At 31.3% G+C, this 25529-nt stretch carries 18 protein-coding genes; 14 read left to right on the top strand and 4 right to left on the bottom strand.

What is annotated here, in order from left to right; all coding sequences use genetic code 11:
• The first annotated feature begins 128 nt into the window (after positions 1 to 128).
• Both T410_RS12615 and T410_RS12620 read left to right on the top strand, forming a co-directional pair.
• The gene (locus T410_RS12615; RefSeq protein ID WP_035672273.1) at positions 129 to 1229 is read left to right on the top strand and encodes a Gfo/Idh/MocA family protein; all 1101 of its coding nucleotides are present in this window, start codon (positions 129 to 131) and stop codon (positions 1227 to 1229) included.
• Between the two features lie 414 nt (positions 1230 to 1643).
• Positions 1644 to 2438, top strand: coding sequence for a DUF1080 domain-containing protein (locus T410_RS12620; protein ID WP_035672276.1), 795 nt, complete (start codon positions 1644 to 1646; stop codon positions 2436 to 2438).
• Positions 2439 to 2533: 95 nt separating this feature from the next.
• Here the strand turns inward: T410_RS12620 and T410_RS12625 are convergent, their stop codons facing one another.
• The 4 genes from T410_RS12625 to T410_RS12640 are packed head-to-tail and all read right to left on the bottom strand — an operon-like array spanning position 2534 to position 8767.
• Positions 2534 to 3934, bottom strand: a complete 1401-nt coding sequence (locus T410_RS12625; RefSeq protein ID WP_035672279.1) for an efflux transporter outer membrane subunit — start codon at positions 3932 to 3934, stop codon at positions 2534 to 2536.
• A complete protein-coding gene (locus T410_RS12630) occupies positions 3931 to 7095 on the bottom strand; it encodes an efflux RND transporter permease subunit (protein ID WP_035672282.1) in 3165 nt (1054 codons plus the stop codon). Before T410_RS12630 ends, T410_RS12625 begins: the two co-directional genes overlap by 4 nt.
• Positions 7096 to 7125: 30 nt before the next feature.
• Positions 7126 to 8235: an efflux RND transporter periplasmic adaptor subunit gene (locus T410_RS12635; RefSeq protein WP_035672285.1), complete on the bottom strand. Its 1110-nt coding sequence runs from the start codon at positions 8233 to 8235 to the stop codon at positions 7126 to 7128.
• Between the two features lie 28 nt (positions 8236 to 8263).
• Complete coding sequence (locus T410_RS12640) at positions 8264 to 8767, bottom strand: GbsR/MarR family transcriptional regulator (protein ID WP_035672288.1); 504 nt, start codon at positions 8765 to 8767, stop codon at positions 8264 to 8266.
• A gap of 212 nt (positions 8768 to 8979) precedes the next feature.
• Here T410_RS12640 and T410_RS12645 point away from each other — a divergent pair, with 212 nt between their 5' ends.
• From T410_RS12645 to T410_RS12700, 12 genes are all read left to right on the top strand, one after another.
• Entirely contained in the window at positions 8980 to 10209 is a 1230-nt protein-coding gene (locus T410_RS12645; RefSeq protein WP_035672290.1) for an HD domain-containing protein, read from the top strand.
• A gap of 40 nt (positions 10210 to 10249) precedes the next feature.
• The gene (lpxD, locus tag T410_RS12650) at positions 10250 to 11293 is read left to right on the top strand and encodes a UDP-3-O-(3-hydroxymyristoyl)glucosamine N-acyltransferase (protein WP_035672292.1); all 1044 of its coding nucleotides are present in this window, start codon (positions 10250 to 10252) and stop codon (positions 11291 to 11293) included.
• The gene (locus T410_RS12655) at positions 11286 to 12674 is read left to right on the top strand and encodes a bifunctional UDP-3-O-[3-hydroxymyristoyl] N-acetylglucosamine deacetylase/3-hydroxyacyl-ACP dehydratase (protein ID WP_035674527.1); all 1389 of its coding nucleotides are present in this window, start codon (positions 11286 to 11288) and stop codon (positions 12672 to 12674) included. Before lpxD ends, T410_RS12655 begins: the two co-directional genes overlap by 8 nt.
• An 80-nt stretch (positions 12675 to 12754) precedes the next feature.
• Positions 12755 to 13540 carry an acyl-ACP--UDP-N-acetylglucosamine O-acyltransferase gene (gene lpxA / locus T410_RS12660; protein WP_035672295.1) on the top strand — a complete coding sequence of 262 codons (786 nt, stop codon included), beginning with the start codon at positions 12755 to 12757 and terminating at the stop codon, positions 13538 to 13540.
• Between the two features lie 79 nt (positions 13541 to 13619).
• A complete protein-coding gene (efp, locus tag T410_RS12665) occupies positions 13620 to 14186 on the top strand; it encodes an elongation factor P (protein ID WP_035672298.1) in 567 nt (188 codons plus the stop codon).
• Between the two features lie 68 nt (positions 14187 to 14254).
• The gene (locus tag T410_RS12670; protein ID WP_035672301.1) at positions 14255 to 15184 is read left to right on the top strand and encodes a UDP-3-O-(3-hydroxymyristoyl)glucosamine N-acyltransferase; all 930 of its coding nucleotides are present in this window, start codon (positions 14255 to 14257) and stop codon (positions 15182 to 15184) included.
• 1 nt (position 15185) lies between these two features.
• A complete protein-coding gene (locus T410_RS12675) occupies positions 15186 to 15548 on the top strand; it encodes a nuclear transport factor 2 family protein (protein ID WP_035672304.1) in 363 nt (120 codons plus the stop codon).
• A gap of 86 nt (positions 15549 to 15634) precedes the next feature.
• Positions 15635 to 16507 carry a succinate--CoA ligase subunit alpha gene (sucD, locus tag T410_RS12680; RefSeq protein WP_035672307.1) on the top strand — a complete coding sequence of 291 codons (873 nt, stop codon included), beginning with the start codon at positions 15635 to 15637 and terminating at the stop codon, positions 16505 to 16507.
• A 216-nt stretch (positions 16508 to 16723) separates the two neighbouring features.
• The gene (locus T410_RS12685) at positions 16724 to 17146 is read left to right on the top strand and encodes a hypothetical protein (protein WP_035672310.1); all 423 of its coding nucleotides are present in this window, start codon (positions 16724 to 16726) and stop codon (positions 17144 to 17146) included.
• A gap of 289 nt (positions 17147 to 17435) precedes the next feature.
• Positions 17436 to 20702, top strand: coding sequence for a T9SS type A sorting domain-containing protein (locus T410_RS12690; RefSeq protein ID WP_081897840.1), 3267 nt, complete (start codon positions 17436 to 17438; stop codon positions 20700 to 20702).
• Positions 20703 to 20811: 109 nt separating this feature from the next.
• Entirely contained in the window at positions 20812 to 23181 is a 2370-nt protein-coding gene (locus T410_RS12695; protein WP_035672312.1) for a T9SS type A sorting domain-containing protein, read from the top strand.
• 14 nt (positions 23182 to 23195) lie between these two features.
• Complete coding sequence (locus T410_RS12700) at positions 23196 to 25529, top strand: T9SS type A sorting domain-containing protein (RefSeq protein ID WP_035672315.1); 2334 nt, start codon at positions 23196 to 23198, stop codon at positions 25527 to 25529.

A 25529-nucleotide genomic window follows, 5' to 3' on the forward strand; every position in this document is an offset into this window, starting at 1 on the left:
CGAAAAATAGATTATTATTTGTAAAATTTAAATGAGAAATTCAATTGATGGCATTGAATGTTTTGTAGTTTATTTATTTAAATTCGTAAACGAAATCAATTACAAATAGTAATAATTAAATTCATAAAATGAAATTCAAAATTATTTTCACAGTCTTTATAGCTATACTATCACTTAACTGTATTGCTCAAAAAAAAGTACTCAAAGTGGGAGTTATAGGTCTTACACACACTCATGTTCATGGAATTTTAGGTATTAAAGACCGTGGGGATATAGAAATTGTGGGTATTGTAGAAACGAATCGAGAGTTGGCACAACGTTATGCTGATCAGTATCACTTTTCAATGGATTTAGTTTACAATACAATGGATGAAATGATAGCCAAAAAACATCCTGAGGCAGTGACCGCTTTTGGAAGTATTTATGAACATCTTGGTGTGGTAGCCACTTGTGCTCCTAAAGGTATTGATGTAATGGTTGAAAAACCACTAGCAGTAAGTTTAGAACATGCACAAAAAATGGAAGCGCTTGCCAAGAAGTATGAGATAAAATTATTGACAAACTACGAGACCACTTGGTATCAATCTAATAAGGAATCCTATGATTTACTGAAGGACGGAAAAATAGGAGAATTACGCAAAGTGGTGGTTCATGATGGACACAGAGGTCCTAAAAAAATTGGAGTCAATTCGGAGTTTTTGGATTGGTTAACAGATTCTGTCCAAAATGGAGGAGGCGCTATAACTGATTTTGGTTGTTATGGAGTCAACTTGATGACATGGTTGATGGAGGGCAAGAAACCTAATACAGTTACAGCCGTAACACAACAATTACAAAAAGAAAACAATCCAAAAGTAGATGATGAATCTACAATATTATTGACTTATGATACTGCAAATGCTACGATTCAAGGTTCTTGGAACTGGCCAATAGGACGAAAAGATATGGAAATTTACGGATTAACAGGAGCCATCTACGCTGATAACAAAACAGACCTACGCGTACGAATGGCCGAAGGATATGATGGTTTTAGGGAAGATGCGCATAAAGCTACTGCACTGCCAGCTCCTTACAATGATCCATTCACTTTTTTTGCAGCGGTAGTACGAAATGAAATCACGTTAAAGCCTTATGATCTTTCTTCTTTGGAAAATAATATGATTGTTATGGAAATCCTAGATGCAGCTATAAAAAGCAGTAAAACAAACTGTGCAATTGAAATTAAATAAAATTCAAGAACTTCAAATTATTGCTTACAATCTAAAATAACATTAAGAATATAAAACATTTTCTATAAAATGGTTAGAAAAATTTGATGTAATTGTAGTGTAAAATTGGTCTATACCAAATTAGTTAGTGCAATCACACTTCACAAAAGTTTAGAATTCCAAGAATTTTCATTAGCAGATGATTTATCTCTCACCGTGGATTGTAACGTCGAGCTGCCACTTTTAGATTATTTTGCAACTGCAGAATAATGGATTGACAAAGTGATTTAAATTTTGATGACAGGAAGGTTGCTAAACGTGAGTTATTTTAACAACAACATAATAATACCTTATATTTTTTTTGTTAATGATGTAAAAACATGGCCGTTTTATTATAAATTTATACTTTGTCCAATAAAATAAATTTAGTCAGTTATGAAATTTAAAAAAGTTAGCAGTTATTTTTTATTAGTTGTTTTATTTTCAACTACAATTGCAATGGCACAGCATACATTTGTTAATACGCCACCAGAAGTATCACCAATGCCAATGAAGCCAGAAATGACTGAGATTTGGCAGCCAGAAGTAGCGGTTATTACTCCTGGAAAAAATGTTAATGATGCGCCATCGGATGCAATCATCTTATTTGATGGTAAAAATTTAGATCAATGGGTAAGTCAAAAAGATATCACAAAGCCTGCTCCTTGGAAAATAGTAGATAAGGAATATATGGAAGTAGTTGATGGCTCTGGAGGGATTCAAACAAAAATGCAGTTTGGAGATTGTCAATTGCATGTTGAATGGAGTGCACCAGATGCAGTGGTTGATGGAGGACAATGGAGAGGAAACAGTGGAGTGTTTTTACAAAACAGGTACGAACTTCAAGTTTTGGATTCTTATAACAACAGAACTTATAGCAACGGTCAGGCCGGAAGTATTTATAAAGATGTACCGCCTTTGGTGAATGCCATGAAGGCGCCTTTAGAATGGAATATGTATGATGTTATTTATACAGCACCACGTTTCAAAGCTGATGGGCGACTCGATGCTCCAGCAAGAATAACAGTATTACATAATGGTGTTTTAGTTCAAAATAATACTACTATCAGTGGGTTGACACTTTACATTGGGTTACATAATTATCCTTTATCACATGGTGATGATGTAATAGCGTTACAAGAACATGGTTGTAAAACTCAATTCAGAAATATTTGGATTAGACGATTGTAAATTAATTTGTCAATAGTTTATGAAAAAGCCACTAAGGATACAGATCTTAGTGGCTTTTTATGAATTAACGAAGATTATTTTTTAGCAAAATTTTATTATTGCCATCCACCACCAAGGGCTCTGTACAATTGAATTACAGCTTTATATTGTTGAAATTTATTATCTACTAAACTTAATTTGGCATTTAGAGCATCATTTTTAGATGTTAATACTTCTAAATAATTGGCTAAACCGTAAGTCAATAATTCATCAGAGAAAGAAGCCGCTTTTGTTAAAGCATCTGCTTGTTTCTCACGAACGGTAATTTTATAGGTTTCATTATTATATTGTGCTAATGCGTCCGATACTTCTTTACCAGCCGTAAGTAGTGATTGCTCAAATTGGATATAGGCTTTTTCCTGATTTGCTTGTGCGATTTCATACTTTGTCTTCACCTGTCTTTGATTGAAAATAGGCTGAGTTAAACCAGTTACAATATTGGCAAAAATAGAATTGGTACTAAACCATTCTTTCAAATCAATACTTTGAAGACCACCTGTAGCAGTAATTTTTAAACTAGGATAAAAACCACTTTTGGCCACATTTGTCAACTCAAAATTATTAATCAAGTTATATTCGGCAGCAATGACATCAGGTCTGTTTCGCAATAAATTAGCAGGAACACCAGTAGTAATACTAGGTTGCATTTTTTGAGCTTCAAAAGTAGAACGCTCAATTTTACCTGAAGCTTCTCCTAAAAGCACACTCATTGTATTTTCTAATATAATGATGCTGTTTCTTAAATCAGCAATAATAATTTCAGTGGCATATTTTTGTGCTTCCGTTTGTTTTACACCAACTTCAGTCACTGTTCCCCCTTTTTTTAATGCTAGAATAGTTTCAATACTTTTGTTTCTATTTATTAAAGTTTCTTCGGCAATTTTTATTTGTGCATCAACTGAAAGGAGTTGGTAATAAGTAGAAGCTATATTGGCAATTAATTGCGTTTTTATTGCTTGATTGGCTGCGGTTGTTTGCAAGTAAGCAGCATTAGTTGCTCTTTTATTACTTCTTATTTTTCCCCAAATATCAGCTTCCCAAGAAAGATTTCCGGTCAACTGGTATTGATCTGTATTCAAATCTGATAGGAAAGATCCAGATTGACTGTTTTTAGAAATTTTGTTGTGCGTCCAGTCAGTACCCGCGGAAAGAGCAGGAAAATAGCCTGCTTCTCCTTGTTTCATTGTAGCTTGTGCGGCAGCAATGTTTTGCATGGCTATGCGAATGTCTAAATTGTTCACTAAACCTTTTTTAATATATCCTTGTAAAAGAGGGTCAGTGAAAATTTTATCCCAAGAAACATTGGCTAATGAAGTAGTATCTGTAGGTACTACTTCATTTCTATACAAATTTTCTGTTTTTAATTTGGGACGTTTGTAATCTTTAGCAACAAAACACGATTGTATTAGTATTGCTGTCACTCCTAAGAGTATGATTTTATTTATATTATTTTTCATTTTTTTTCATCTAAAAGTGCAACATCTGATTCCTGATTTTCTATAGGAAGTGGTTTTGTAGAAATTTTTTCCTGTAAGGTTTGGAAAATGATAAACAATACCGGTATAACAAATACTCCAAAAATGGTTCCTATTAACATTCCTCCAATTGCTCCAGTTCCAATAGCATTGTTTCCAACAGCTCCAGCTCCTTTAGCTAACATAAGAGGTAATAATCCAAATATAAATGCAAATGATGTCATTAAAATAGGACGTAAACGGGCAACAGCTCCATGAATAGCGGCTTGTGCAATAGTCATTCCTTTTTTTCTTGAATCTACTGAAAACTCGACTATCAAAATGGCGTTTTTAGCCAGCAATCCAATAAGCATAATAAGTGTAATTTGTAGGTAAATATTATTACTAACATTGAATAAATAAGCAAAGATATAAGCACCTGCTAAACCAATTGGTAGTGAAATTAAAACTGCAAAAGGCAACATATAACTTTCATATTGAGCGGCCAATAAGAAGTAAACAAAAACTAAACACAATAAGAAAATATATAAGGTTTGTCCACCTGCACTAATTTCTTCACGAGTCATCCCAGAAAATTCATAACCATATCCAACTGGCAAATTCTGCTTTGCAACTTCTTCAACTGCTTTAATAGCATCTCCAGAACTGAAACCTTCATTTGGCGCACCTGTTACTTTTACAGAGGTAAACAAATTGAAACGGTCTATTGCCTGAGGTCCAAAAACTTTTACTAAAGTCACAAATTGCGAAATAGGTGCCATCTGACCATTACTATTTCTGACCAATACTTTATTTAGTGATTCAGGATTACTTCTAAATTCTGGATCTGATTGGTAAACCACTCGGTATTGTTTTCCAAACTTGTTGAAATTAGAAGCATAAACTCCACCATAATATCCTTGCATTGTTCCTAAAACATCAGTAACCGTAAGTCCTGATTTTTTTATCGCAGGAACGTTCAAATCTATTCGGTATTGAGGATAATTTGGAGAAAAAGAGGTAGCTGCATATTTGATTTCAGGACGGCTGTTTAATGCTGCCAAAAATTTATTATTTACTTCACTTAACTCTTGTATAGTTCCTCCTTTTTGATCTTGTAATTGAAATTCAAATCCATTGGTGAAACCAAAACCAACAAGTGTAGGTCGAGCAAAATAAAGCACTTTCGCATCTTTAACAGCTGCTGTTCGTTTAAATAATTCCCCAACCACTGCAGTTATTTCTTGATTAGCTTCTTTACGTTCAGCCCATGTTTTTAATTTTACAATTACCATTCCGTAATTACTACCAGTACCACTAATTAAACTTCGACCGGATATTCTAAGCACTTCTTTTATTTCAGGAATGTCTTTTACTTTATTTTCAATTTGCAATAGCACTTCTTCTGTTCTTTTTAACGAAGTACCCGGTGGAAGGGAAACATCAGAAAGAATAGCACCTGTATCTTCACCAGGAACAAAAGCCTTAGGTGTAATATTTAATAATAAGATAAAAATTCCAGCAAATACAGCTATTCCTAAAAAAGCCAACCATTTGCGTTTTATGAAAAATTCAACGGATCTTTTGTATTTAGCAGTTGTGGTTTCAAATCCAGTATTAAATGCACTATAAAAACGTTCCATAAAACCTTTTTTCTTTGCACTTTTATCGTGTTCTTTTAAGAAAATAGCACATAATGCTGGGGAAAGTGTAAGGGCATTAATAGCTGACAACACAATTGAAACTGCCAAAGTCAATCCAAATTGTTTGTAGAAAACCCCAGCAGAACCACTAATAAAAGAAACAGGTATAAATACTGCCGACATAACAAGCGTAATGGAAATAATCGCACTACTAATATCTTGCATGGCGCTGTGAGCAGCTTTTTTTGGATTGTGTTCTCCCGCTTCCATTTTAGCATGGACGGCTTCTACTACTACAATGGCATCATCCACTACAATTCCGACTGCTAGTACTAAAGCAAATAGCGTTAACAAGTTTATCGTAAAGCCAAATAGACTTAGAAAAAAGAAGGTACCTAAAATAGCAACCGGTACTGAAATAGCAGGAATAAGTGTTGACCTCCAATCTTGTAAGAATATAAAAACCACTATAAATACCAATAGAAAGGCTTCAATTAAGGTATGAATTACTTTTGTGATCGATTCATCTAAAAAGTCATTTGCATTAATTAATGTTGCATATTTAACCCCTTTAGGGAAATTTACTTCCGATTGATTCAATACTTTTAATGATCCTTCAATTACTTCTTGTGCATTAGAGCCTGCAGTTTGTGCAATTGCAATTGCAATAGATTTATTACCATTTGTATAGGCATTACTAGCATAATTTACTGCACCAAGTTCAATTCTTGCTACATCACCTAACTTAAGGATTTCTCCATTTTCGGTGGAGCGAACAACAATTTCTTCAAACTCTTTTGCATTTTGTAAACGTCCTTTGTATTTTAAGGTATATTGAAAAGATTGGTCACCGCTTTCGCCTAATTGTCCAGGTGCTGCTTCAATATTTTGTTCAGCTAATAAAGCTGTAATGTCTGAAGGAACCAGTCCATAAGCTCCCATTACATCAGGCTTAAGCCAAATACGCATAGAGTAGTCCTTTTGTCCAAAAATCATTGCTTCTCCAACTCCAGCTACCCGTTTTATTTTTGGTAAAATATTGATATTAGCATAATTTTGAAGAAAAATATCATCATAATCTGGGTTTTCACTATATAATGATAAAATCAAAATATTGTCACTTTGCCTTTTAGATGTAGTAACACCAGCCTTTGTAACTTCTTGAGGCAACAAAGGTGTAGCACGTGATACACGATTTTGTACATTTACCGCTGCTAAATCAGGATTTGTTCCTAATTTAAAGTATATATTAATGGAAGCAGAACCATCATTATTTGATGTAGAAGTCATGTAAGTCATATCTTCCACACCATTAATTTGTTCTTCTAATGGAATTACTACCGAGTTCATTACAACTTCGGCACTAGCCCCTTGATAATTTGCAGATACAGTTACTGTAGGTGGGGCTATTTCTGGATATTGTGAAACTGGAAGCGAGATTAACCCTAAAACTCCCAAAATTACGATGATAATAGAAATCACCGTTGACAATACCGGTCTGTCAATGAATTTTGAAAACATATTTTGTTATTTATTCAATAGTTAGTTTGTCTATTTTTTTGTTGTTGGATTGATAATAGAATTAAAATCAACCAGTTCAGGTTTAATGAGAGTTCCTTCAGTTACTATTCCTACTCCTTCAACAAGAACTTTATCGTTTATATTTAATCCGCTGTCAACAACAAAAAATTGACCACCCGGAATTGCACGAACTTCAATTGGAACGGCTTTTACTTTGCTGTCTTTGTCCACAACAAGAGCAATGCGTTTGTCTTGTAATTCTAAAGTAGCATTTTGGGGGATTATAATAACATCTTTTAAATCTGTTGGGATTTGGATAATTCCACTTCCTCCTGAACGTAATAGTTTGTTTCCATTTTGAAAACTTGCTCGCACATTAAAAGAACCTGTTTGCATATTGGCTTGTCCACTAAAAGTTTCAATTTTACCCTTTTGTTCATATTGCATGCCATTGCTCAAAATCAAATTTACAGCTTCCATATTATTGATTTTTTCTTGAAATGACTTTCCTGTGGCGTGCATCATCATATCCAATTGTTCTTTTTCATTTATGGAGAAATAAGCATAAACGGTACTGACATCAGATATACGAGTTAATGGTTCTGTTGTTGCATTGCTCACATAACTTCCAAGTCTTAGAGGTAACGTACCTACAATTCCATTAACGGGGCTTTTTATGGTAGCATAATTGATTCTGGCAACGATACTTTGGTAGGTACTTTTAGCACTAGCTAAATTTGCTTTGGCAGTTTCTAATTGCACATCACTGATTATATTGCGTTCTACTAATGGAATTAAACGATTTACTTCTACTTGAGCAGCAGCAACTTTTGCTTTTGCAGCTCCAGCTTCTTGTGTTGCTGTTTGTGTTTCTAATTTAAAAAGTAGTTGTCCTTTTTTAACTTCTTGTCCTTCTTTTACAAATATTTTTTCAATATATCCATCCACTTTTGGGCGAATGTCAATATCTGTAATACCTTCTAAACTTGCAGGATATTCTGCTAATAAAGTGGTATTTGATGTTCCAATTTCTACTACTTTATAAGGCATAACAGTAGGAGGAGCTTGAGTTGTTTCTTTTTTACAGGAGAGCAAGCTTATTGACAATAAAATTGCGCTTATAAAATATCTCTTTTTCATAGGTGAATATTTACTAAATTTGAATTATTTATAAATTGGTATTATTATTATTATTATTATTTGTTTCTGTTTTTTTAAATCCAGCGATGGTTTTCATGAGTAATTGCTCAACCTCTGTGACGTGTGATTTATAAGCTATTACATTTTCCAAATTGCATTTTTCCTCAGGACAGGAAATCGTTTTTTCTCGATAATGAATCAATTTGTCAATTACAACTTTCTCTGATTCTAACATTTTTTTATATTTTAATAATCGCTCACTCAAAGGAGCTCCTTTAAAATATTTTTTTCTGTCACCACTAATTGTGAAATAGTAAATCAACTCCATTTTTAAAAGTAAATTCAGATTTGTAGAAACCGAACTTTTACTGGCTCCTACTGTATCTACTACATTTTCAAATGTCAATCCCGACTTACAACCATCAACAACTAAGAGACCTAATATTCTTGCTGCAAGAGGTGGTATGTTATGTAGCGATTCAAAATGGACACAAAATACTTCTATGAGTTCCTTTCTCTCTTTATTATACATTATTTTTTTTTTGCAAATATACTAATGGTTCGCAAAACACCGAACTGACCGAACTTAATTTTATGTTAATTTTAAGACACTATTTTTATGTTAGTAATTAGTAGTAAAAAACATGAAATTGATAATTTAAGGCATTAAAAAGTATGTATTAATTAGGTCATAAATTATAAAGTCTAATTTACTTATATTTGTTCCTTAAAAATTAACCTCGAGTGAGTCAAATCAATAAACTAAAGATATTCAATGATCCTATTTATGGGTTCATTACCATACCCAATGCATTAATTTACGATTTAATACAGCATCCTTATTTTCAAAGACTTAGGCGAATTTCTCAAATGGGATTGTCTTATTTAGTTTATCCTGGGGCAAATCATACTCGTTTTCATCACGCTTTGGGCTGTATGCATTTAATGCAAAAAGCAGTAGATGTATTGCGCTTTAAAGGGGTATCTATATCATCTGAAGAAGAAAATGCGTTGTATATTGCGATTTTATTACATGATATAGGTCACGGACCGTTTTCGCATGCAATGGAAAAAAGCATAGTTGAAGATGTTCATCATGAAGAAATATCACTGTTGTTTATGAACCAATTGAATGTGGAATTCGATGGTCAGTTGAGTTTAGCAATTCAAGTTTTTAAAGGGGAATATGATAGAAAATTTATGTTGCAATTGATTTCGAGTCAATTGGATATGGATCGAATGGATTATCTCAAACGAGACAGTTTTTATTCGGGTGTTGCTGAAGGAAATGTCAATTCAGAGCGACTGATTCAAATGATGAATGTTGTGGATGATTTTTTAGTTATTGAAGAAAAAGGAATTTATTCAGTAGAGAAGTTTCTGATGTCAAGACGCTTAATGTATTGGCAGGCATATTTGCACAAAACGAGTTTAGTAGCAGAGTTAATTTTGACGAAAGTCTTAAAACGCGCCAAAGAATTAACATTAAAAGGAGTTCAATTGCCTTGTAGTGAGCCGTTGCTGTTTTTTATGCAAAATAGAGTTACCTTAGACACTTTTAATACTGAAAATTTGGATTTATTTTCTCAATTGGACGATTTTGATATTATTAGTGCTTTAAAATCTTGGCAAAAACAAGATGATTTTATATTGTCATCATTGAGTAAAATGATAGTTAATCGTGATTTATTAAAAATAAAATTAACAAGTGAAAAAGTAGATATTGAAGACTTACAACCTTTAAAAGAACGTTTTGCATTGGAAAATAATATTTCGTTATTAGATGCTAATTATTTTATTTTTAAAGGTAAAATAAAGAATCAAGCCTACAGCAAAGAAGCGGAACCAATACGGATATTAAAAAAAGACAGAACAATTGAAGATGTTATAGAATCTTCTGATCAGCTGAATTTAAAATCGTTATCTAAATTGGTTACTAAATATTATATATGTTTCCCAAAACAACTTGTATAAAATGAACATTTAAAATCTATTTTTTTATATTTTTGTCGCAATGAAATTTACAGCAGAACAAATAGCAGGGATTTTAGAAGGAGAAGTTGTAGGGAATCCCATGGCGGAAGTTTTTAGATTATCTAAAATCGAAGAAGGTGACGAGGGTTCACTTACTTTTTTATCAAATCCTAAATATCTTAATTATATATATACTACAAAAGCTTCAGTAACAATTGTTAATGATACTTTTGTTCCTGAATCTGAGATTACGACCACATTAATAAAAGTACAAGATGCTTATGCTTCATTTTCAAAATTATTAGAATTTTACAATCAGGTAAAATTGAATAAAACTGGAATAGAGCAACCGTCTTTTCTTTCGCCAAGTGTAAAATACGGAGATAATTTATACCTTGGTAGTTTTAGTTATGTTGGTCAAAATGTAGTTTTAGGAGAAAATGTGAAAATTTACCCTAATTGTTTCCTTGGTGATAATGTTGTTGTGGGCGATAATGTGATATTATTCGCTGGTGCAAAAATCTATTCGGAGACCGTTATTGGTAATAATTGTACTATACATTCGGGAGCAATTATTGGTGCTGATGGTTTTGGTTTTGCACCAAATCCAGATGGTACTTACACTAAAATTCCTCAAATAGGGAATGTTATTATTGAAGATAATGTCGACATTGGTTCTTGTACTACAGTTGACAGAGCTACAATGGGATCAACAATTTTAAGAAAAGGAGTGAAGCTTGACAATCAAATTCAGATTGCGCATAATGTCGAGATTGGTGAAAATACTGTGATAGCTGCTCAAACAGGCGTTGCAGGATCTACAAAAATTGGCAAAAATTGTATGATTGGTGGTCAGGTAGGAATTTCAGGACATTTGACCATTGGGAATAATGTTAGGATTCAAGCTCAATCAGGTGTAGGAAGGAATATAAAAGATGATGAAGTCTTGCAAGGAAGCCCGGCTTTTGGTTACAACGATTTCAGTAAATCCTATGTTCATTTCAAGAATCTACCTAAAATTGTTGCGGAAATAGAAGAATTAAAAAAACAAATATTAAACCAAAAAAATGGAAAAAATGGTTAAACAGAAGACCATCAAAACAGAAATCTCACTAACTGGAGTTGGATTACACACAGGAAAAGAAGTTACAATGACTTTTAAACCTGCTCCAGTCAATAATGGTTTCACTTTTGTTCGAGTAGATCTAGAGGGACAACCTATTATTGAAGCTGATGCAAATTATGTTGTAAATACGCAGAGAGGAACCAATTTAGAAAAACTAGGGGTGAAAATTCAAACACCTGAACATGTTTTAGCAGCATTAATTGGTTGTGATTTAGACAACGTAATTATCGAATTAAATGCTTCTGAGCTGCCTATAATGGATGGTTCGTCTAAGTATTTTGTAGAAGCTATCGAGAAAGCCGGAATAGAGGAACAAAGCGCTAAAAGAAATGTTTATGTGGTAAAAGAAGTTATTTCTTTTACTGACGAGGCTACTGGAAGTGAAATTTTAGTGATGCCTAATGACCATTATTCTGTTACAGCGATGGTGGATTTTGGTACTAAAATTTTAGGAACCCAAAATGCAACTATGAAGAGTATTTCGGATTTTAAAACTGAAATATCGGAATCCAGAACGTTTAGCTTTTTACATGAATTAGAATCATTGTTAGAAAATGGCTTAATTAAAGGAGGTGACTTAAATAATGCCATCGTATATGTTGATAAAGAAATATCGGCAGCAACAATGGAGAATTTAAAAATCGCTTTTGGGAAAGATGAAATAACTGTTAAACCAAATGGTATTTTAGATAATCTAACTTTACATTATCCAAATGAAGCTGCAAGACATAAGCTACTTGATGTTGTAGGTGATTTAGCTTTAATAGGAACTAGAATTCAAGGTAAAATAATAGCCAATAAACCAGGACATTTTGTAAATACACAATTTGCAAAAAAAATGGCAAAAATTATAAAAATCGAACAAAGAAATTTTGTGCCTGTTTATGATTTACACCAAGAGCCTTTGATGGATATTCATAAAATTATGGCTGTTCTTCCTCATAGACCCCCATTTTTATTGATTGACAGAATTATAGAAATGTCTGAAAGTCATGTTGTGGGTATGAAAAACGTAACAATGAATGAAAATTTCTTTGTTGGACATTTTCCAGAGGCTCCAGTTATGCCAGGTGTTTTAATTGTTGAAGCAATGGCTCAAACCGGAGGAATCCTTGTGTTGAGTACCGTTCCAGATCCAGAAAATTATTTAACTTATTTTATGAAAATAGATAATGTTAAATTCAAACATAAAGTGTTACCTGGTGATACTTTAATTTTTAAATGTGATTTGATAACACCTATCAGAAGAGGAATTTGTCATATGCAAGCAAATGCTTATGCAAATGGAAAACTAGTTGCTGAAGCGGAGTTAATGGCGCAAATTGCCAAAAAACAATAGATTAGATATACAATCTTGCTTTATTTAAAAAAGAGTAAGGAAGTTATTTTTTTCTAATAAATATAAAAACAAAAAAGCAGATGAATCAACCATTAGCATATGTTCATCCTGGCGCTAAAATCGCCAAAAACGTGGTCATCGAGCCTTTTACAACCATACACAATAATGTAGTTATTGGTGATGGAACTTGGATAGGTTCAAATGTTACCATTATGGAAGGCGCAAGAATTGGGAAAAATTGTAATATATTCCCTGGAGCTGTAATTTCTGCCGTTCCACAAGATTTAAAATTTGGAGGCGAAGATTCTTTAGCTATAATTGGTGATAATTGCACGATTAGAGAATGTGTTACCATTAATAGAGGTACTATAGCATCTGGGCAAACTACTTTAGGTAACAATTGTCTGGTAATGGCAACGGCGCATATAGCTCATGATTGTCACATAGGTGATAATGCAATTATTGTTAACGGAGTAGCTTTGGCTGGTCATGTAACAGTAGGTAAGTTTGCAGTTATTGGAGGTTTGGCAGCAATTCATCAATTTATTAGTATAGGAGATCATGCAATGATTTCAGGTGGTTCTTTGGTAAGAAAAGATGTTCCACCCTATACAAAAGCAGCTAAAGAACCCTTATCATATGTTGGAATTAATTCTGTTGGATTGAGAAGACGTGGTTTTGCAACTGAAAAAATAAGAGAAATACAAGATATTTATAGAATTCTATATCAAAAAAATTACAATACTTCTCAAGCATTAGATATTATTGAAGCTGAGATGGAAGCCACCACGGAAAGAGATGAAATTATTGATTTTATCAGAAATTCGTCACGAGGTATAATGAAAGGATATTCAGGGAATTATTAAGAATAAGTCGGTTAATCGTTTGTTTGTTTAAACGATTAAACAAATAAGCGAATAAACAAATCAACAAATAAATATAAAAATGGCATCTACATCAGATATTAAAAACGGATTGTGTATAAAATACAATAATGATATATACAAAATCATAGAATTTCTTCACGTTAAACCAGGTAAAGGCCCGGCTTTCGTTAGGACTAAATTGAGAAGCTTAACGAATGGAAAAGTATTGGACAATACTTTTTCTGCAGGTCATAAAATCGAAGAAGTTAGAGTAGAAAACCATAAATTCCAGTTTTTATATCCAGAAGGTGATGAATTTCATTTTATGAATACGGAGACTTTCGAACAAATTACTTTGAATAAAAATATTTTAGATTCACCGGATTTATTGAAAGAAGGAGAAAATGTAATGGTAAGTATCAATACAGAGACTGATTTACCGCTTTCTGTAGATATGCCAGCATCTGTTATTCTTGAAGTTACTTATGCGGAGCCAGGAATTAAAGGAAATACGGCTACAAATGCAACAAAATCAGCAACTGTTGAAACTGGTGCAACTGTAAATGTCCCTTTATTTATTAATGAAGGAGATAAAATTAAAATTGATACTGCATCAGGTTCTTACATGGAACGTGTAAAAGAGTAGATTACAGTGTTCAGTATTCAGCTTAAAAATGAGCTGAATACTGAATATTGAAACCGAACATTAAAATTATGAAATTCCAAAAAGTTTATACTTTAGAAGAAATTGCAAATATCATCGACTGCGTATATGTTGGTGATAAAAATTTTCCAGTGACTGGAATGAATGAAATTCATGTTGTCGAATCTGGAGATATTGTTTTTGTGGATCACCCCAAGTATTACGACAAAGCATTAAATTCAGCAGCTACCATAGTTTTAATAAATAAAAATGTAGCATGTCCAGACGGAAAAGCATTGTTGATTTCTGAAGATCCTTTCAGAGATTTCAATAAATTGACAAATTATTTTAAACCTTTTCAGTTTTCTAATGTTTCAATCGCTACTTCAGCTTCAATAGGTTCGGGGACTGTAATTCAGCCTAATGTATTTATTGGTAATCATGTTGTTATTGGGGAGAATTGTTTAATCCATTCCAATGTTTCCATATACGATTATACGGTTATTGGAGACAATGTTATTATTCATGCAGGAACAGTTTTGGGTGCTGATGCATTTTATTACAAAAAACGCCCCGAAGGATACGACCAGTTACTTTCTGGAGGAAGAGTAGTGATTAAAGACAATGTTGGAATAGGTGCGCTTTGTACTATTGATAAAGGAGTTACTGGTGATACAACTATTGGTGAAGGCACAAAAATTGACAATCAAGTACATGTTGGTCACGATACTGTAATTGGAAAAAAATGTTTGATTGCTTCACAAACTGGAATTGCAGGTTGTGTGATTATAGAAGATGAAGTTACGATTTGGGGACAAGTAGGAACCACAAGTGGAATTACAATAGGAGCGAAGGCTATTATTCTTGGTCAAACTGGAGTTACAAAATCAGTAGAAGGTGGTAAATCATATTTTGGGACACCAATTGAAGAGTCAAGAGAGAAATTAAAGCAACTGGCTAATATCAAAAAGATACCAGAAATTCTAAATAAACTTAAATAATATGTCTGCCAAAGAAATTGTTCAGAAATTTTATAAATCGGATGCACTAATTGACAGTGAAGTTATGAGAGATTTTTTGCATCCTGAGATAGTTGTTGAATGGAATAGCAGTAAGGGATTCATACAACATAATTATGATTCACTACTTAGTTTAGCAAATGATTTAAGTAAAGCTTATGTTCGATCTAAAGTGAGAATAAGTCACATTATTGCAGAAAATGATTTAATTTCAGTTCGTTATTCTCATTTTGTAAAAACGATAGAAAATCCAAGAGAAGAAATGCTATTGGCGCATTTTATAACAATTTGGCAAATAAAGGATAATAAATTGTTTAGAGGCTATCAAATGAGTCAATTATACTAATACATTTTGATAAAAAAAGGCATCAAAATAATTTACAAAACCTTACTTTTGCATCACAATTTTAAAAACTACATAAAATATATATCATGAGTGTTTTAGTTAATAAAGATTCCAAAATAATTGTTCAAGGATTTACAGGAAGTGAAGGGACTTTCCATGCTTCTCAAATGATTGAGTACGGTACTAACGTTGTTGGTGGTGTAACTCCAGGAAAAGGTGGGACAACTCACTTAGACAGACCAGTTTTCAATACTGTAAAAGATGCTGTAGAACAAGCGGGTGCTGATACAACTATCATTTTTGTACCACCGGCTTTTGCTGCTGATGCAATTATGGAAGCTGCAGATGCTGGAATTAAAGTAATTATTGCAATTACTGAAGGAATTCCTGTTGCTGACATGATAAAAGCAAATAGTTATGTTAAAGAAAGAAACGCAAGATTAATAGGTCCAAACTGTCCTGGAATTATTACTCCGGGTGAAGCTAAAGTTGGTATTATGCCAGGTTTTGTTTTCAAAAAGGGAACAGTTGGAATTGTTTCTAAATCAGGAACTTTAACATACGAAGCAGCTGACCAAGTTGTAAAACAAGGATTAGGAATCACTACTGCAATTGGTATTGGTGGAGATCCAATCATTGGAACTACTACAAAAGAAGCGGTTGAATTATTGATGAATGATCCAGAAACAGAATGTATCGTAATGATAGGTGAAATTGGTGGACAATTAGAAGCTGATGCTGCTCACTGGATTAAAGCTGATGGTAACCGTAAACCAGTTGTAGGTTTCATTGCAGGAGTTACTGCTCCTCCAGGACGTACAATGGGACATGCAGGTGCTATTGTTGGTGGATCTGACGATACCGCTGAAGCTAAAAAACAAATCATGAGAGAATGTGGAATTCACGTTGTGGATTCTCCAGCTGAAATTGGTAAAAAAGTAAAAGAAGTTTTAGGTTAATCTAATCAAGAATTTAATATTTTAAAAGCCTCACAATTTGTGGGGCTTTTTTATTATAAATTGAATTAAAGAAATATCTTTGCACTTTATTAAATTGATCTGTTTTTTAAGATGTAATACTAATAAGAGCAAACATAAACGAATGGTTTCTAATGGGCCTCACGATTTTGTGGGGTATTTTTTTGCAGAAGCCAATTCATATAAAAATAAAATAATATGTACAAAGAGTTAAAAAAATTCAAAATTACCAATCAGTTTTCATTTACTACAGACGATAGTCTAGAAGAAGTATGCAACGCTTCAGAAGGATCTGGAGTATTTTTAGTGTATTCAGTAGGTGATGAAAAAGAACTAATTATGGTTGGTTCAACTGGAACTGTTCAAAATAATGGAACTTTGAAAATTAAAAATGGTGGTTTAAAAGATAAAATTGTAGAAGGACACCAATTTGCAAAAACAGGAAGGAAATATTCTTGGCCAGCACAAATGAAAATCGAAGATATTAGTACTATTGAAGTAGTTTGGTATGAAACATTCAATGATACAACTAAAGCAATACCAACATTCGTAGAGGGGCAAGTTTTACAAAATTTTCTTGACGAAAATGGAAGATTACCAAAATGGAATGTAGCTTTCTAAGGCAATTTAAAAACATACAATTCAAAAGCTTTACTTCGGTAAGGCTTTTTTTATGAAAAATCAAATCCTATTTCATAAGTATTGCCAATTATAATATCACGTCCATATTTTCAAAGTATTCAAAAATAAAAACATAAATCTTATTTTATATTGAAGCATATTGTTTTATTTTTTTTTATTCAAGTAATATAAAATTAAAAAAATTAATCATTTGGTAACATACTGTTATTCGTAAGTAAACTTTGTTGAATGTTCATTTATATACATTTACCCACTTAATTTTATATAAATGAAAAAAATCTACTTTTTAGCATTGACTTTATTCTTATTTACTTCAATAAATGCACAAAATATAACAATCCCGGATAGTAATTTTAAATTAAAATTATTAGATGCGAATTCTGCTAATGTTGTTGCTAAAAATTTACAGGGTGCTTATTTTAAAATTGATTCAAATAATGACAATGAAATTGATAATTCTGAAGCATTACAGGTTAGCGAGTTAAATCTTAATGGATCAACTATTTCTGATATTTCAGAGATTTCATATATTTCTGATCTAGATGGGATTCAATATTTTGTCAATTTGAAAACATTGGATTGTTCATATAATACTATTACTTATTTAAATTTATCAACTTTAGTTAACATTAATTCTATTGATTGTAAGGGTAATTTAATTACATCTTTAAATATTAATGGATTGGCTAATCTTAATTCTGTTGATTGTAAAAGTAATTTAATAACATCTTTAAATCTTATCGGATTGAGTAATCTTGAATCGCTAATATGTAATGACAATAAAATATCAAAATTAAATCTGACAGGATTAACAAAACTCAAAACTTTAGATTGTGGATTGAATATATTAACAAGTTTAGATTTAAGAGACTTAATAAGTCTTACAGATTTATGGTGTCAAGACAATAATTTATTTTCGTTATTCATTAAAAATGGGAGTAATGAAAATTTAAATGACATCAATGGCAATCCGAATTTGAGTTATATCTGTTTAGATGAGTTTCAACGCAGTAGCGTTAAGATTTTAGTTGAGGATCTAAATTATACAAACTGTGTTTTGTCTAATGATTGTGATGCATCAGAACCAATAGTTAGTATTCCTGATTCTAAATTTAAAACAAAATTGTTACAAGCCGATTCCTCTCATTTTATTGCCGAAACAATTACTGGAATTCCAATTAAAATTGACGCAAATTACGATGGCGAAATACAGGTAAATGAAGCTTTGAATGTTGTAAATTTAGACCTTTCTAATTCTGGAATTACTAATTTATCTGGTATCGAATACTTCACAAATCTTGTCATTTTGGAATGTGGTAATAATGTATTAACAAAATTAGACATAAGTAAATTAATTAATCTGGAAAGTTTAGATTGCAGAGTTAATCAATTATCGGATTTAGATGTAACCAAATTAAAAAAACTTACCTCTTTAAATTGTAAAGAAAACCTTTTAATAAGTTTGAAATTGGCGGGTCTTGCCAATCTTAAATATATTGAATGTCAAGAAAATAAACTTGTTGGTTTAGATTTAACAACAATTGTTAATTTAATTTATATTGATTGTTTTGCTAATAAATTAGCAAGTTTAAATATTGCCCATTTAAATAATTTAGAAAGTTTAAATTGTAATACTAATAATATTACAGCTTTAGATCTCAATGGTTTAATAAATATCACCAGTTTTTTTTGTGCAGAAAATCTTTTGTCGACTTTAGATATTACTGGATTGAACAATCTTAGATATTTAGGAATTTGGAACAATCAAATCACAACTATAGATCTTTCTGGTTCATTGAATTTAATTTCACTATATGGTGGTAATAACCCAATAAAATCTTTTGATTTTTCTAAAGTGCCAAATCTTCAAAATTTATGGTGCGGTTACACCTCTATAAACACTCTTGATGTAAGTAATTTAAAAACATTAACAGGCATAAATGTTTCAGGTTGCCCAAATTTAGAATCAATCAATCTTAAGAATGGAAGTTTTGAGGGACTCACTTTTTATGAAAAACAAGTAGCCGATTTACATTTGGACGGTAGAAATTTTTCTAACTGTCCAAAACTCAATTACATTTGTGGAGATGAAACAGAAATAGATTTTATTTCCCAAAAAATTTCAAGCTATAATTATGTGAATTGTGTTGTAGGCAATTATTGCTCCTTTAGTCCCGGTGGAAATAATTATAAAATAGGGGGTAATATCCATATAGATAGTAACAATAATGGTTGCGATGCATCGGATTTAAAAGCAGCTAACATTAAATTTAATATATATAATGGTGATCTAGCAGAGGATTTTATTGCTAATGAAACAGGTAAATATGCTCTTAACGTTCAACAAGGATTTTATACAATAACGCCACTAATAGAAAATCCAGAATATTTTACGATTTCTCCATCTGCAATAAATATTGATTGTACTGGAGAAATCACTTCGTTTTCTCAAGATTTTTGTATTGCATCTGTTGGCTCACATGACGATTTAGAAATTACCTTTATTGCATTAGATGAAGCAAAATCAGGGTTAGATGCAAAATACAAAATAGTTTATAAAAATAAGGGAACTAATATGCAATCTGGGACTGTTAATCTTGTATTTAATGATGCTGTTTTAGATTTAACTTCAACAATTCCTTCAGTTTCAAATTATACTGCAAACAATTTATCGTGGGCTTTTTCTAATTTAGCACCGCTTGAAAGTAGAGAAATCTCGATTGTATTCAATTTAAATTCACCCTTAGAATTACCCGCAGTAAATAATGGAGATATTCTTAATTATACGGCAACAATCAATTCATTAAAAAAGGACGAAACAATAAATGATAATACTAAGATTTTAAGCCAAAAAGTAACAAGTTCTAATAATTCAAATGATAAAACTTGCTTGGAAGGAGATGTTATTACTCCAAGTTTGATTGGGGAATACGTGAATTATCTAATCCGATTTGAAAACACAGGAACGTATCCTGCGCAAAATATTGTAGTGAAAGATTTGATTGATTTAACCAAATTTGATATTTCAACATTAGTTCCAACCAAAGCCAGTCATGAGTTTACCACAAAAATATCGAATGGTAATAAGGTCGAATTTATTTTCGAAAATATCAATCTTCCTTTTGAAAATGCGACTAATGACGGTTATATAGCTTTTAAAATTAAAACTTTTCCAACACTTGTAGTAGGTGATTCTTTTGCAAATGAAGCTAATATCTATTTTGATTATAATTTCCCAATTCTGACTAATAAAGCAACATCCACTTTTAAAACATTGGGAACTCAAGATTTTGAGTTTGTTGATCATTTTAGTGTATATCCAAATCCTATTAATGATATTCTAAACATTGAAATAAAAAATCATATTGAAGTGCAATCAATGGCTATTTATGATATTTTAGGGCAAATAGTAATTGTAGTTCCAAATGCACAAACCGTTTCTAAAATTGATGTTTCTAAACTAACAACGGGAAACTATTTCTTAAAAATGAACACAAATAAAGGAACTTCATGTATGAAGCTTATAAAAAATTAAGTTGATAAATATAATTATGCCAAAAAGCTTTACTTCGGTAAGGCTTTTTTTTGTAAGAAAATTTTTTTAAATATTCCTTTTCTTATATTTACATTCTAAATGAATTTAAATGAAAAAAATCTACTTTTTACTTATTGGAATATTGTTTTTTAATGGAATGAATGCTCAGGTTATTAATTTTACGGACGCTAATTTTAAGGCCAGATTGTTATCTTCAAATGTAAATAATGACATTGCAAAAGATCTTAGTGGAAATAAAATCAAGATAGACGTAAATAATAATGGAGAAATTGAAGTTAGTGAAGCATTAAATATTTATGAGTTAAATATCAATAAACCCAACTTTGATTATACTTATATCTTAAATTTGATTGGAATTAATGATTTCTTAAACCTTAAGGTTTTGTATTGTCAATATAATAGAATTAATGATCTTAATTTTATTACACTTAAAAATTTAAAATATATTAATTGTAGCAATAACCTCTTAACAAATCTTAATTTGAGTTCTTTATTAAATCTTGAGCATTTGGATTGTACATTTAATAATTTAAATAGTATTCAACTTACTGGGTTTAATGGGTTAGTTTTTTTAAGTTGCGGGAATAATCAATTAACAAATATAAATTTATCTTCTTTAACAAAGTTAAAAGAATTATTTTGTAATAGTAATCAGATTTCGTCAATTGATTTATCAAAAAACATTTTGTTAACTGAATTAGGATTAGATTCCAATATTTTATTGTCTTTAAATATTTCTAATTTAATTAATTTGGAACGATTGACTTGTGCAAACAATAAATTAGGCGAATTAAATTTTGCGGGGTTAGGAAAATTAGTTCAAATAGAAGCCTATAACAATCTATTAACATCAATTGATCTTAATCATATAGGTGAAAATTGGGTCAATGATTTTGATGGATTACTAGATTTTAGAAACAATAATTTTTCAACAATCTATATGAAAAATGGATTGAAAGAAAATTATATAATGATATTGGACGGTAATCCAAATCTGCAATATATCTGTTGTGATGAAAATGAAATTAGCACTATTGAAACACAAATAGGATATTTAGGTTATAAAAATTGTGCAGTTAATTCCTATTGCTCTTTCAATCCTGGAGGCAATTTCTTTGCAATACGAGGGAAAAGCGTTTTAGACAGTAATAATAATGGTTGTGATGTAAGTGATATTATTTTCCCAAATTTAAATTTTTCGATTTCAGATGGAACGCTCAAAGGCAATGTGATTTCAAATATATCGGGTAATTATTATATTCCAGTTCAAGAGGGAACTTATACAATCACTCCAATTTTAGAAAATCCTACTTATTTCAATGTTTCACCTTCATTAATAAATATTACTTTCCCACTTCAAGCAAGTCCGTTTACTCAAGATTTTTGTATTACTCCAAAAGGAAATCATCAAGATGTTGCAGTTACTATTATACCAAGAATTCCTGCCAGACCGGGTTTTGATGCAACATATAAAATTGCTTTCAAAAATAAAGGCAATACAACGCTTTCAGGTAATGTTTCTTTAACGTTTAATGATGCTGTTTTAGATTTTGTTTCGGCTGTACCGTTGATTAATAATCAAATTTTAGACAAACTAACTTGGGATTATGTCAATTTACAACCTTTTGAAACTCGTGAAATAACCGTTACTCTAAACGTAAATTCTCCTATGGAAACTCCTGCAGTAAATATTGGGGATCGTTTGAGTTTTAATGCCTTAATTAACCCAGTTACTGGTGACGAAAAACCAGTTGACAATTCTTCGGCGTTGCGCCAAAGTGTTGTTGGTTCTTTTGATCCTAATGATAAAACGTGTTTAGAAGGCGATGTTATCACTCCAAGTTTGATTGGGGAATACGTAAATTATTTGATTCGTTTTGAAAATACTGGAACGTATGCTGCTCAAAATATTGTAGTGAAAGATTTGATTGATTTGTCCAAATTTGATATTTCGACATTAGTTCCAACAAAAGCCAGTCATGACTTCGTTACTAAAATATCTGGTAATAAAGTAGAATTCATTTTTGAAAATATCAATCTACCTTTTGATAATGCGACAAATGATGGTTATATAGCTTTCAAAATCAAAACGCTGCCTACACTTGTTGTAGGAGATTCTTTTGCTAATGAAGCCAATATCTATTTTGATTATAATTTCCCAATTCTGACTAATAAAGCAACATCCACTTTTAAAACATTGGGAACTCCAGATTTTGAGTTTGCTGATTATTTTAGTGTGTATCCAAATCCTGTGATTGACATTTTGAACATTGGAACAAAAAACGCTATTGAAGTAAAATCAATGGCTATTTATGATGTTTTGGGCCAATTGATTATTGCTGTTCCAAATGCGCAGACTGTTTCTAAAATTGATGTTTCTAAACTGACTATTGGAAATTATTTCTTAAAAATGAATACAAATAAAGGAACTTCGAGTGTGAAGTTTATCAAACAATAAATTTATTTTATCTAATGAAAATATACTTTTTAGTAATTGCTTTATTGGTCTTTAAAGTGATCAATGCACAAATTATCAATATTCCTGACGTTAATTTTAAAAATAAATTACTTCGAGCAGATATAAATAATGATACAGCCAAAAACTTAAGTGGTAACTTTTTTAAAATTGATGCTAATAATGATGGAGAAATTCAAGTTGAAGAAGCTTCTCAAGTAAGTTTACTAAATCTTGTGAACTATAGTATTTTAAATTTGGAAGGTATTTTAAATTTTAAAAATATCAAGTCATTAGATTGTTATTATAATTCACTTTCCTCAATTAATTTAGACGGATTGATACATCTTGAATCTTTAGATCTAAGTACAAATTACATCAAATCACTTGATGTTAGTAGTTTGAAAAATCTTAAAAATCTTAATTTACATCAAAATGAGCTTGAATTATTAAATGTAAGTGGTTTACCTAATCTTTTATGGTTGGATTGCGGAAGAAGTAAACTTGCTTCATTAGATGTCAGTAGCTCTACAAACCTAGAACAATTAATTTGTTCTGAAAATCAAATTTCAGAATTAAATATAAGTGGTTTATCAAAACTTAGATTCCTTGATTGTTATACAAATAAGCTTACTACATTAAATTTAACTAATTCATCAAGTTTGACGCATTTAAGATGTGAAGGAAATAATTTAACATCATTAAACTGTGAAAATTTAAAAGAACTTACTTATGTACAATGTTTTCAGAATAAAATTAGCACTTTAGACTTTAGCAGTTCCAAAAATCTTACGCATTTGATGTGTTTTGACAATCAACTAATTTCAATAATTGCAAAAACAAGTGTTCTATTCGATTCTTTTTGGTTTTACAATAATCCAAACTTAAAATACATTTGTGTAGATACAAACAATTTAGATTATGTTAAGGGTTTAATTAATCAATTAGGTTACAGCAATTGTGAAGTTAATACTTACTGCACATTCACTCCCGGGGGGGAATTCTATTTAATAAAAGGAATAAGTAAGGTTGACATTGACAATAATGGATGTGATGTAAATGACATTATTTTCCCCAATTTAAATTTTTCTATTACTAATGGAACAAATAAGGGGAATATTATTTCTAATGCAATGGGTAATTATTCTATTCCCGTTCAGGATGGAACGCATACGATTACTCCAGTTTTAGAAAATGCATCATATTTCAATATTTCCCCTTCTTCAGTAAATGTTACTTTTCCAACACAAAGTAGTCCTTTTGCACAAGATTTTTGTATTACTCCAAATGGTGTTCATAACGATTTGGAAATAAATGTTTTACCCACGATTCCCGCAAGACCAGGTTTTGATGCAACCTATAAAATTATATATAAAAACAAGGGGAATACAAGTCAATCGGGTTCAGTAGCTTTAACTTTTAATGATGCCGTTTTAGATTATGTTTCGGCTGTGCCAAATGTGAATAGACAAATTACAGATAAAATCAGTTGGGATTACAGCAATTTATTGCCATTTGAAACACGTACAATAACTGTAACTCTAAATGTAAATTCTCCTATGGAAATTCCTTCAGTGAATATTGGAGATCGTTTGAGTTTTAATGCGTTAATCAATCCGGTGACTGGGGATGAAAAACCGGTCGACAATTCATCGGCTTTGCGTCAAAGTGTCGTGGGTTCATTTGACCCTAATGATAAAACGTGTTTAGAAGGAGATGTTATTACTCCAGATTTGATTGGGGAATATGTACATTATTTAATTCGTTTTGAAAATACAGGAACGTATGCTGCTCAAAATATTGTAGTAAAAGATTTGATTGATTTGACCAAATTTGATATTTCGACATTAGTTCCAACCAAAGCCAGTCATGACTTTGTTACCAAAATTTCTGATGGTAATAAAGTGGAATTCATCTTTGAAAACATCAATCTCTCCTTTAATAATGCGACAAATGACGGTCATATCGCTTTTAAAATCAAAACTTTACCTACGCTTGTTGTAGGTGATTCCTTTGCAAATGAAGCCAATATTTATTTTGATTATAATTTCCCAATTCTGACTAATAAAGCAACATCAACTTTTAAAACATTGGAAACTCAAGATTTTGAATTTGGTGATTATTTTAGTGTGTATCCGAATCCTGTAAACGACATTTTAAATATTGGAATAAAAAACGTTATTCAAGTAAAATCAATGGCTGTTTATGATATTTTGGGCCAATTGATTATTGCTGTTCCAGATGCTCAGACTGTTTCTAAAATTGATGTTTCTAAACTGACTATTGGAAATTATTTCTTAAAAATGAATACAAATAAAGGAACTTCGAGTGTGAAGTTTATCAAACAATAA

The organism is Flavobacterium sp. 83 (assembly GCF_000744835.1).
Classification (GTDB): domain Bacteria; phylum Bacteroidota; class Bacteroidia; order Flavobacteriales; family Flavobacteriaceae; genus Flavobacterium.

Coding starts and splice junctions, on each gene's coding strand:
- T410_RS12685 (WP_035672310.1), top strand. CDS start 16,724: ATGTACAAAGAGTTAAAAAAATTCAAAATTACCAATCAGTTTTCATTT.
- T410_RS12615 (WP_035672273.1), top strand. CDS start 129: ATGAAATTCAAAATTATTTTCACAGTCTTTATAGCTATACTATCACTT.
- T410_RS12625 (WP_035672279.1), bottom strand. CDS start 3,934: ATGAAAAATAATATAAATAAAATCATACTCTTAGGAGTGACAGCAATA.
- T410_RS12630 (WP_035672282.1), bottom strand. CDS start 7,095: ATGTTTTCAAAATTCATTGACAGACCGGTATTGTCAACGGTGATTTCT.
- T410_RS12690 (WP_081897840.1), top strand. CDS start 17,436: ATGAAAAAAATCTACTTTTTAGCATTGACTTTATTCTTATTTACTTCA.
- T410_RS12635 (WP_035672285.1), bottom strand. CDS start 8,235: ATGAAAAAGAGATATTTTATAAGCGCAATTTTATTGTCAATAAGCTTG.
- T410_RS12640 (WP_035672288.1), bottom strand. CDS start 8,767: ATGTATAATAAAGAGAGAAAGGAACTCATAGAAGTATTTTGTGTCCAT.
- sucD (WP_035672307.1), top strand. CDS start 15,635: ATGAGTGTTTTAGTTAATAAAGATTCCAAAATAATTGTTCAAGGATTT.
- T410_RS12700 (WP_035672315.1), top strand. CDS start 23,196: ATGAAAATATACTTTTTAGTAATTGCTTTATTGGTCTTTAAAGTGATC.
- lpxA (WP_035672295.1), top strand. CDS start 12,755: ATGAATCAACCATTAGCATATGTTCATCCTGGCGCTAAAATCGCCAAA.
- T410_RS12695 (WP_035672312.1), top strand. CDS start 20,812: ATGAAAAAAATCTACTTTTTACTTATTGGAATATTGTTTTTTAATGGA.
- T410_RS12675 (WP_035672304.1), top strand. CDS start 15,186: ATGTCTGCCAAAGAAATTGTTCAGAAATTTTATAAATCGGATGCACTA.
- lpxD (WP_035672292.1), top strand. CDS start 10,250: ATGAAATTTACAGCAGAACAAATAGCAGGGATTTTAGAAGGAGAAGTT.
- T410_RS12655 (WP_035674527.1), top strand. CDS start 11,286: ATGGTTAAACAGAAGACCATCAAAACAGAAATCTCACTAACTGGAGTT.
- T410_RS12620 (WP_035672276.1), top strand. CDS start 1,644: ATGAAATTTAAAAAAGTTAGCAGTTATTTTTTATTAGTTGTTTTATTT.
- T410_RS12670 (WP_035672301.1), top strand. CDS start 14,255: ATGAAATTCCAAAAAGTTTATACTTTAGAAGAAATTGCAAATATCATC.
- efp (WP_035672298.1), top strand. CDS start 13,620: ATGGCATCTACATCAGATATTAAAAACGGATTGTGTATAAAATACAAT.